The 9,432-nt window shown below is 36.9% G+C and carries 8 protein-coding genes; 5 read left to right on the plus strand and 3 right to left on the minus strand.

All coding sequences use genetic code 11. The features are described 5' to 3' along the window. The first annotated feature begins 106 nt into the window (after positions 1–106). From Q0L68_RS11955 to Q0L68_RS11975, 5 genes are all read left to right on the plus strand, one after another. Complete coding sequence (locus tag Q0L68_RS11955; RefSeq protein WP_296703362.1) at positions 107–679, plus strand: TlpA disulfide reductase family protein; 573 nt, start codon at positions 107–109, stop codon at positions 677–679. Between the two features lie 87 nt (positions 680–766). After that, entirely contained in the window at positions 767–3,103 is a 2,337-nt protein-coding gene (locus Q0L68_RS11960; protein ID WP_296703364.1) for a glycoside hydrolase family 95 protein, read from the plus strand. Between the two features lie 91 nt (positions 3,104–3,194). Then, positions 3,195–4,328, plus strand: a complete 1,134-nt coding sequence (locus Q0L68_RS11965) for a hypothetical protein (protein ID WP_296703366.1) — start codon at positions 3,195–3,197, stop codon at positions 4,326–4,328. A 105-nt stretch (positions 4,329–4,433) separates the two neighbouring features. Beyond that, complete coding sequence (locus Q0L68_RS11970; protein WP_296703368.1) at positions 4,434–4,805, plus strand: hypothetical protein; 372 nt, start codon at positions 4,434–4,436, stop codon at positions 4,803–4,805. A gap of 254 nt (positions 4,806–5,059) precedes the next feature. After that, the gene (locus Q0L68_RS11975) at positions 5,060–5,647 is read left to right on the plus strand and encodes a hypothetical protein (RefSeq protein ID WP_296703371.1); all 588 of its coding nucleotides are present in this window, start codon (positions 5,060–5,062) and stop codon (positions 5,645–5,647) included. 3 nt (positions 5,648–5,650) lie between these two features. Here the strand turns inward: Q0L68_RS11975 and Q0L68_RS11980 are convergent, their stop codons facing one another. The 3 genes from Q0L68_RS11980 to Q0L68_RS11990 form a co-directional block, all read right to left on the minus strand. Further along, positions 5,651–7,318, minus strand: a complete 1,668-nt coding sequence (locus Q0L68_RS11980; RefSeq protein ID WP_296703374.1) for an FAD-dependent oxidoreductase — start codon at positions 7,316–7,318, stop codon at positions 5,651–5,653. Between the two features lie 101 nt (positions 7,319–7,419). Beyond that, positions 7,420–8,910, minus strand: a complete 1,491-nt coding sequence (locus tag Q0L68_RS11985) for a sulfatase (RefSeq protein ID WP_296703377.1) — start codon at positions 8,908–8,910, stop codon at positions 7,420–7,422. Between the two features lie 144 nt (positions 8,911–9,054). After that, positions 9,055–9,432: c-type cytochrome (locus Q0L68_RS11990; protein WP_296703379.1), on the minus strand; the 378-nt coding region annotated here is incomplete at its 5' end.

Here is a 9,432-nt window from a genome sequence, read left to right on the forward strand (position 1 = left end):
AAGACATTAAAATTGTATCTCGAAAAAATAGAAGAATGGAGAATTTCTTCAAAAGTACGAGTTTATAGTAACCTCGTACTTTAATACTCGTAAATCGTACTTCGAAATGGATTGGAAAAAAGAAGCAAAAAGTTGGGGAATCATGGCTGCAATCGTAGCCTTTCTATATTTTACTGGGCTACTTCCCGTGATCACAGGGGGTATTCAATCTGTTTTACTCTCCACGGGATTGATTAAGCCAAATATTGAAATCCCCGATCTCAAGGAAGATAACTTTGACTACAGAGGTCAATTTGTGGACTTTGATGGAAATATTATTGACTTAAAAGATTACAAGGGAAAAACTCTTTTTATTAATCTTTGGGCAACTTGGTGCGGACCTTGTCGGGCAGAAATGCCCCATATATCGGAACTCTATAAATCTGTAGAAAGTGATCCAAATGTAGAATTTCTAATGATCGGCTTAGATAATGACATAGAAAAAAGTAGAAAATTCCTGAATGGAAAAAGCTGGACTTTTCCTACAGCCCATGCTAGTTATGGCTTGAATAGAAGTTTACAGAGTGAAGCTATACCAACCACCCTAGTTATAAACCCAGAAGGAAAAATAGTCTTTTATCAACAAGGGATGAGTAATTTCAACACACCTGAATTTAGAGACTTTTTGATTTCACAATAAAGAAATCTTTTCTTCTATAGATTTTTAAGGCTTTTCTATTGGCTTAAGGTTGGGTTTTTTGTAATCTTAAATCCAAACCCAAAATATATGAAAAGCCTTACTGCGCTAATAGCACTGTTTTTTACTTTTTGTTCCATCTGTTTTTCCCAAAAATCCATCCTTTGGTATAATCAACCCGCAGAGAAATGGGAAGAAGCTTTACCTGTAGGAAATGGAAGATTAGGAGCCATGGTCTTTGGTAAAACAAGCATGGAAAGGATTCAATTAAATGAGGATTCCATGTGGTCTGGTTTTGATGGAGAATGGGAAATAGCGAAAGGAAGAAGAAAAGATTTAGATCAAGTCAGAGCCTATTTAAGAGCAGGTGAAAATGAAAAAGCTGATTCACTATGGGTGGGAGCTTTTTCAAGAAAAGGAATTACGAGGTCGCACCAAACCTTGGGAGATTTATGGCTGGATTTTGAATTTAAAGAAATAACCGACTACAAAAGAAGCTTAGATCTAAATACGGCTTTAGCAACTTCGACTTTTAAGACTGAAGGGTATTCAGTTAACCAGTCTATTATATCAAGCGCTCCAGACAATGCAATCTTTATAAAATTATCGACAGATCACCCAAACGGATTTGTAGGAAAAATAAGACTCAGCAGACCCGATGACGAAGGTTTTGCCACTGCAACTTCCTCAACTGTGGGTAAGAATACTCTTGAAATGTCAGGAATGGCAACCCAAAGAAAAGGTCAAATCGACTCCAAGCCTTATCCAATATTAGAAGGTGTAAAATTCAGAACATTGATTTTCGCAGATACTGATGAAGAAACCATCATTACGGGTTCTGATTTTTTAGAATTAAAAGGGACTAAAGAGGTAATCCTTAAGTTAGTTACTGAGACAAGTTTTTATGATAAAAACTATCAAGTTGGAGCGGAACGTGATCTGGAGGCCATAAAAGGTAAGTCATGGGATGAAGCATTGGCAAATCACTCAGAAGAGTATTCTGAGTGGTTTGATAGAATGAAATTATCTCTGGGAAATCCATCTGTAGCTGAAGTACCAACAGATGTTAGAATAGAAAATGTTAAGGCCGGTGAAACCGATCTTTATTTAGAGAAACTATTATTTGATTATGGTCGATATCTTTTAATATCATCAAGTAGACCGGGAACCAACCCAGCTAATCTTCAAGGAATATGGAATGAACACATCAATGCTCCTTGGAATGCTGATTATCATTTGAACATCAATTTGCAGATGAATTATTGGCCTGCAGACGTCACTAACCTAAGTAAATTAAACCAACCACTTTTTGATTTTATTGACGGTGCTATTTACAAAGGCCAAGAAGTGGCTCAGAAAAATTTTGATATGCCTGGCACTTATTTACCGCATGCAACAGACCTATGGCAGGTTCCTTTCATGCGGGCTGCCACTGCTTACTGGGGTGGATGGGTAGGTGCTGGGGGCTGGATGGCAAGACATTATTGGGACCATTATTTATTCACTCGCGATGAGAGATTCTTAAAGGATCGAGCCTTTCCAGCAATTGCAGCAGTTGCTGCATTTTATTCAGCTTGGTTGGTAGAATATCCTGGAGAAAACACCTTAGTCTCTGCCCCATCAACTTCACCGGAAAACCAATTCATTAATGAGAAAGGGGAATCTGTTGCCACGACCATGGGAGCAGCTATGGATCAGCAAATCATAGCCGATGTTTTCACTTCTTTTTTAGAAGCTGCAAGAATTCTTGATTCTGAGTCAAGGCTTCGGAATAAAATTAAAGAGCAACTTGGTCAATTGAGGCCGGGTGTACAGATTGGAGAAGATGGAAGAATATTAGAATGGGATCAACCTTATGAGGAAACCGAAAAAGGTCACAGACACATGTCTCATTTGTATGCTTTTCATCCCGGAAGTGCTATCACCCAAAATGAAACTCCTGAGGCTTTTGAAGCGGTAAGGAAAACTTTAAATTATCGATTGGAAAACGGTGGAGCAGGACCTGGATGGTCAAGAGCCTGGCTTATCAATTTTTCAGCTAGATTATTAGATGGAGAAATGGCCCATGAACATATTCAAAAGCTACTCACTCAATCTATCTTTATTAATTTATTAGACGGACATCCCCCATTCCAAATAGATGGGAATTTCGGATACACTGCAGGTGTAGCTGAGATGCTTATTCAATCCAATGAAGCTGGAATAATCCGTTTACTCCCGGCCTTACCAAAAGCTTGGTCTAAAGGAGAAGTAAAAGGAATAAAAGCGAGAGGAAACATTACTGTAGATATGGCTTGGGAGAATGGTGAAGTAACTTACCTTTCACTTTTACCGGAAGCAAGCCAGACGATAACGCTATTCTACAATGGTTCTGAAACAACAATAATGCTTAAAAAAGGAGAAAAATTTGGATTTGAGTTTGATTAAGACCGGAATTAAAAAGTAAAATAATGAGGCTAGAAACTTTTCCCTAAATTGAAAAGAAACGCTTTCTTTATCCAAGCCCTCGCGAAATTTCATGTTAAAAAGAAGTATCAGTTTTGTTATTCTTGTCGTCTTCATATGGTTGATATGGTCTTATTCAGGTCGAAATTTACCATTAAGTGAACCGGAGAGCTATATTTCTATCATTGAAGAAATAAACCCTACTGATACTCTTGATAGAAACATCATAGGAATACAACCTTATATGATGGCTTCTGATTACGTCAATGCAGTCAAATTCAAACAGAAAATAAGACAATATCTAGTAGCGGCAACTGAAAAGGGTTTCATTCGGGATAAAACCATAATACTTTACCCCGATTACATTGGAACTTGGTTGGTTCTGCTTGGTGAAAAACATGCCTTGGCAGAAAAAGAAACACTAAAAGAAGCTATCAGCACTTTTATTTTGAGTAATGTATTCGATTTTTTCCTTGGGTATATTAAAACAGGCGATGAAGAAGACAAGTCTGTTTCAGCCATTTTAAGAATGAAATCAAAAGTAATGGCTTCGGTTTATTATAATACTTTTAGTGAATTGGCTAAAGAAACTAGAGCTCACATTGTTGCTGGAACCATTGTACTTCCAGGCCCCTATGTTTCCAATGGTGAATTATTTGTTGAAAATAAAAAAAATCTACAAAATGTTTCTTTTGTTTTCGGGCCGGATGGAAAAATCGTTGGGGAACCAATAGTTGAATTATACCCTAATTCATCTGAATTAAAGTTTATTTCAGAACCAGAGTCAAAAAGAGTTCAGACGATTGAGTTTCCATTCACTAAATCCTCTATTCTAATTGATCATGACAGTTGGTATCCGCAATTATATAATCAGGCTAATTCATCGGGTTCCGAAATAACCCTTGTCCCTTCATTTCAAACTGGCTCAAATAGTATGGACTCTTTATGGAAGGGCTTTGATAAAGAACCCAATCCTAGTTTTCTAAATAAAGAGGACATGAATCAAATAAAAGTAAAAGAGGCATGGTCTAAATACTCTTTGGCAAATCCATCCAACGGACCCAGTAATACTATCAGTTTAAATGTTTTTTTAAGAGGAGAGTTTTGGGAACTTGGTACAGACGGACAAACTTTTGTTACATTCAAAGATTCTATCTTAAATATAAGTCAAGCAGAAAAAGCAGGAATATGGTCCTTGAATTATTAGGTAATTCTATTTAGTCAAGTTTAATTTAACCCGAGTAAAAACAAATTTATTAATGACCTGCACATCTCAGAGATTAAGACAATCCTTTTATTTAAATTTTTATTCATGAATTCTGTAGAAGAAATAAGAGGATTTTTAAAGAATTCTTTAATAAAGCATATTCCCCCACTTCGCATCAATAAAGATAAAGAAGATGTTTTTGAGGTATCAGGAACCAAAGAAACCATGCAAGGGAAACAGTTAGTCAGTGGTTTTTATTTTGCCAGTGTAGTTCCAAAACCAAAAGATGCAAGACTTTATTTTTTCCCTATTTATACCCATCCTTCCTTCTTTGAATCGATAACCCCAGAACTTAGGAAATGCCTCAAAGGTAAAAGTTGCTTTCATTTTAAAAGGTTAAGCCAAGATTTACAATCAGAAATAGAATTAATGATTGAAAAGGGAATTACTCTTTATTCAAAAGAAGGACTCATTTAATAATTGATTATTAATAAAACCTTCTTCTTAGTTCTTCCTCTCCTAGTATTTACTTTTTCTAGGGGAGGCGTATAGAAAAAATCCTGCATTATTCCCTAAAAAAAATTTTGGTTTTCTGGTTGATCAGGATGCCAAAGGATATTCAAAAAAAGAAGAACGATTCAGTTGGGTATTCGTAAGGGTTTTCAAAAATGAACAAGGTCAATTAGTTTCAGAAATAAATTGTAAATTCAGGAAACCCAAAAAATTAATCTATGAAAACTTATCTATCCGTTTTTGGCCTTTTATTAATTTCAAATTTTTGTTTTTCTCAAACCATCCCCTCCAAAGAAGTGCAAATAAAGACTGCTTTAATGGCTGCTCCAGATGAAAAGAAAGAAGGAGCAATGGTTTATGGATATGATTCAAATGGGGATTTTATCGTTCTCAGAAACGGGAGCAATGAAATGATTTGTATTACAGATGACCCTAATTCACCTGGTTTCAGTGTTTCCAGTTATCAAAAAGGTCTTGAACCCTTTATGGAAAGAGGCAGGGTACTTAAGAAAGAAGGAAAGACTTTTCAGGAAATTTTCGATATGAGAGAGGCTGAAGCAAAAAGTGGAAAACTTAAAATGCCTGAAGAAGGTGCTACTTTGTTTGTATTGACAGCTGATGCTGAAAATTATGACTCTTCCACTGGAGATGTTTCTGATACTTACCTTAGATATGTGGTATACTTACCTTGGGCTACTTCAGAAAGTACAGGACTACCTCTTAAACCCAGTGCTCCAGGAATGCCTTGGATTATGGACCCAGGAACACATCGTGCACATATCATGATCACTCCTCCTAGAAATTGATTTTTACAATCTTCCCTCTAGGTTTAAAACTTGCTTTTCATTCAAAAGGACTTCTTTGAGTTCGGTATAATCCAAGTCTTGAACGGATGAGTTTGAATTAATAGCAAGAACAGCGGCTGCTGCTGCCGATTGCCCTAAAATCATAAATACTGGTTCCATTCTGATGGATCCAAATGCTGTATGCGAACTGGAGACACAAACCGGAACCAATAAGTTTTTACATTCCGTTTTCTTAGGGATCAAAGTTCCATATGAAATGCTGTAGGGGTTCTTTGGATGTACTCCAATATCTCCTTCATTTTGTACATATCCACCGGGAGTTACAAATCTTTGGACGTTGTGCGAATCAAGTGAATAGGAACCCATACCAATTGGTTTTGGAACTTCTCTATCTCCGAGAACTTCATGTTCGGTCATGACATAGTCACCAATCATTCTTCGCGCTTCTCTCACATAAATCTGATGCGGCCAATTCCCATTATCAATAAATTCATCTTTAGCCAAACCCCATTGAGCCATTTCTTCCCGAACATTTTCCGGAACGCTTGGATCATTCTGCAAAAAATACATTAATCCTTTTTGGTAGTTGGTGTGTTCCTCTAATAAAGCCTTTCTTTCCTCATAACTTGCTTCAGGATAAGTATAATTCTTACCAATATAATCCGTACTGAAAGGTCCATGATTATTGGTATCTGTTTTTAAATTGGGAATGGGGTCAAATTTATCAAAGGTCTCATTCCAACCTGCTTCATAAACTCTTGCTAACAATTCATATCTAGCGGGATCATATTCGGATGGTTTTTCAAAAGGAGCTCGGTTTTCAGGATGTTTACTCAGACACATTCTATAGTTATAGGCTTGAAGTCTATTATCAGCAGTACCATTCATACCCGGTGGGATTCCAGTAACCTCAGCAACTAATCCACTGGAAGAATCTCCTGGGGTTTTGTAGGCACTGATAGAATCCTTGAAATAATGCCTATGCTGAAATACTCCCACCTGTACTCCATTCCATTTTTCTCCATAAACTTCATTTGATTCTCTCCCAATATGATATGACACCCCCGAAGAAGCCATTAAATCCCCTTCATATGTGGCATCAATGAAAATTTTCCCTTCAAATAATTTCCCAGACAGTGTCCTTATTTCGGTGATTTCTCCATTTATCATAGAAACACCAGAGTCTCTATCCAACCATTCTTCTCGAAAAACCTCGATTTTAAATTCCTCCACGTAGTCCTCAAAAATTTGCTCTGCTACATGTGGTTCGAAAATCCACATGGTTCTTGCATCTCCATCAATAGCAGGAGTACCCTGACCTTTATTTCCATATTCCTCACTGTTTTGCCATTTCCAAGCAGAATCTTGTTGATAATGGGAATAAACGCGGCTATAAAAATCTCTCGCTAAACCTCCAATAACTGATTTATCTCCGGTATCAGTATATCCAAGACCTCCTGATGAAAGTCCACCCAAATGCTTATCTGGCGAAACAACCAAGACAGATTTACCCATTTTCTTCACCTGTACCGCTGCAATGATAGCAGCTGAATTCCCACCGTAAATAATGACATCAGCTGAAAAAGTGTTTGGATTCAATTTCTCCGGATCTTTAAAAGAACAGGCAAAAACAAAAAAAAGTAAGATGGTTAGATAAAATCTGGAGAGCATATAATTTGGAATTAAATGACAATTGAAGGTTGATGGCAATAATTCAAAATAGAACGTATTCCAATGTATTCCAAACCTTTCAAGCCTTAGAATGAAACCGTCTAGTTTCTATTTACTTCCAAATAATTTTCTAAGCGTAAACTGTCACTTCTTCCTCCCGGGTTATCATAGAGATAGTTCCACATATTCATATACTCATCAGCAGGCAAAAATTTATCATTGGTCTTCTTCAGTTTTGCCTGAAGAATCTTCTTCATTTCTTCTTGAAGTGAACTTGACTCTTCTTTTCCAACCAAATTATTCATTTGATAAGGATCATTTTCATTATCGTATAAGAGCCATGGTCCCAATAAATCCTCTACATAGGTGTATCTTTGAGTCCGAATAGCCCTATATTCTCTACCTCCGTTCATAAACTTCCATTCATGGAAAGGAACAGGGAGCATCACAAGAGCAGCTTCATTTTCAAGATCATTTCCCGAAATTATTTTTTTTGAAAAGTCTTTTCCTTCTATCGTTTTTGGCTTTTTGATTTCGCTCATGCCAAGCAAGGTTGGTAGCAAATCCGGAGTATTTATCGGATCATAAAAATCTTTTCTTCCTTGCCCATACTTCTCTGGATACCTTATCAAAAGTGGGACTTTAATCGATTCATCCCATGGTCTCTGTTTTTTCAAAACTCCTTTGGACAAGAGCATATCTCCATGTTCGGAAGAAAAAACAATAATCGTATTATCTTTCAAACCTGCCTCATCTAAAGATTTCAACAAATCCCCTATTGCTTTATCAATGGCTGAACAATGAGCATAATAACCTGCCAACACATGCCGAGCACTATCCTGTAACTCCTCGGGCACATTTGGTCTTAATTTAATATCATCTTCATTATAAAGCTTTTTAAACTCCTCAGGAGCAGAAAAATAAGGATCATGTGGTGGTCCATAGGAAAGCATTAAGAAAAATGGATTTTTGGTGTTTCTATTGATGAAGCTAATAGCACTATCAGTTTGTGGAAAAACATCATATCCTTCCCAAGTATGCTTTACATTTTCTTCATCGAAGTAAAAGCTGTTATTATAATTATGAGTGACCTCCCGAACTTTCCAATAATCAAACCCTTGTCTTCTTTCTTTAGGAACTGGAAGATCTCGCGCTGCAAAAGCATCTTCTCCTCGTGGATGTCCATTCAAATGCCACTTTCCAATATAGCCCGTAGCATATCCCGCATTTTTATAGATTTTTCCAGCTGTTACTGCCTCAGTAGGCAAAGGCTTATCATTATAGAAAATACCATTTGTCAAGGGGTATTGACCTGTTAAAAAGCTAGCTCTCCAAGGGGTACAAACAGGACTTACTGAAACGGCATTATGAAAAACCAAACTCTCCTCTGCCAAAGCATCAAGATTGGGTGTAAGAACATTTTCACTTCCTGCATAGCCTAATTCCTGGGCACGCCATTGATCGGCAAGGATAAAAACCACATTTGGCTTAGTTTGATTTTCTTTCGAAAGAGAATCTGTGATTTCAGCTTTCAGATTCAATGAAAGACAAATACTGAAAACCCATCCTATAACAAGAATTGAAGAACGCATATTTTATGGTTTATAATTAAAATCAACCATAATATTAAAATTTAATGCATACTGCCTATCCTGCCCTAACCAGTTATTTTCTGAAACAAAAAAACCGTTACCAATTGGCGACGGTTTTTTTTGGAGATTAAAGCCCTCTGTTTTTTACTTGTCCAAAGAATTAATCCAACGAGCGATTTTCAAAGCATCCTCTCTTTTAACTTGAGGCATTGGTGCCATTGGAGTGGCATATTCAGGCCAGTTTTCAGGCTTAGGATTATAGATCAACTCTACAATTTTCTCTGGTGAATATTTTCTCTTTGCTATCTCATTATATCCTGGACCCACAACTTTCTTATCAGGAGCATGGCATGCGATACAGGTATTCTTTGCAAGCAAGGTTTTGATTTCAGCTTCAGTTGGAATTGCATTATCAGCTATTGCTTTAGATGCTGCTGGTTTTGCAACCGGCTTTTCTTCCACTACTGGAACTGGCTTAGGCTTAATATACATTTTGGCACCATCAGGAATATTATTCAAGGT

This window comes from Algoriphagus sp., from assembly GCF_024642405.1.
GTDB lineage: Bacteria > Bacteroidota > Bacteroidia > Cytophagales > Cyclobacteriaceae > Algoriphagus.

Coding starts and splice junctions, on each gene's coding strand:
- Q0L68_RS11955 (WP_296703362.1), top strand. CDS start 107: ATGGATTGGAAAAAAGAAGCAAAAAGTTGGGGAATCATGGCTGCAATC.
- Q0L68_RS11960 (WP_296703364.1), top strand. CDS start 767: ATGAAAAGCCTTACTGCGCTAATAGCACTGTTTTTTACTTTTTGTTCC.
- Q0L68_RS11965 (WP_296703366.1), top strand. CDS start 3,195: ATGTTAAAAAGAAGTATCAGTTTTGTTATTCTTGTCGTCTTCATATGG.
- Q0L68_RS11970 (WP_296703368.1), top strand. CDS start 4,434: ATGAATTCTGTAGAAGAAATAAGAGGATTTTTAAAGAATTCTTTAATA.
- Q0L68_RS11975 (WP_296703371.1), top strand. CDS start 5,060: ATGAAAACTTATCTATCCGTTTTTGGCCTTTTATTAATTTCAAATTTT.
- Q0L68_RS11980 (WP_296703374.1), bottom strand. CDS start 7,318: ATGCTCTCCAGATTTTATCTAACCATCTTACTTTTTTTTGTTTTTGCC.
- Q0L68_RS11985 (WP_296703377.1), bottom strand. CDS start 8,910: ATGCGTTCTTCAATTCTTGTTATAGGATGGGTTTTCAGTATTTGTCTT.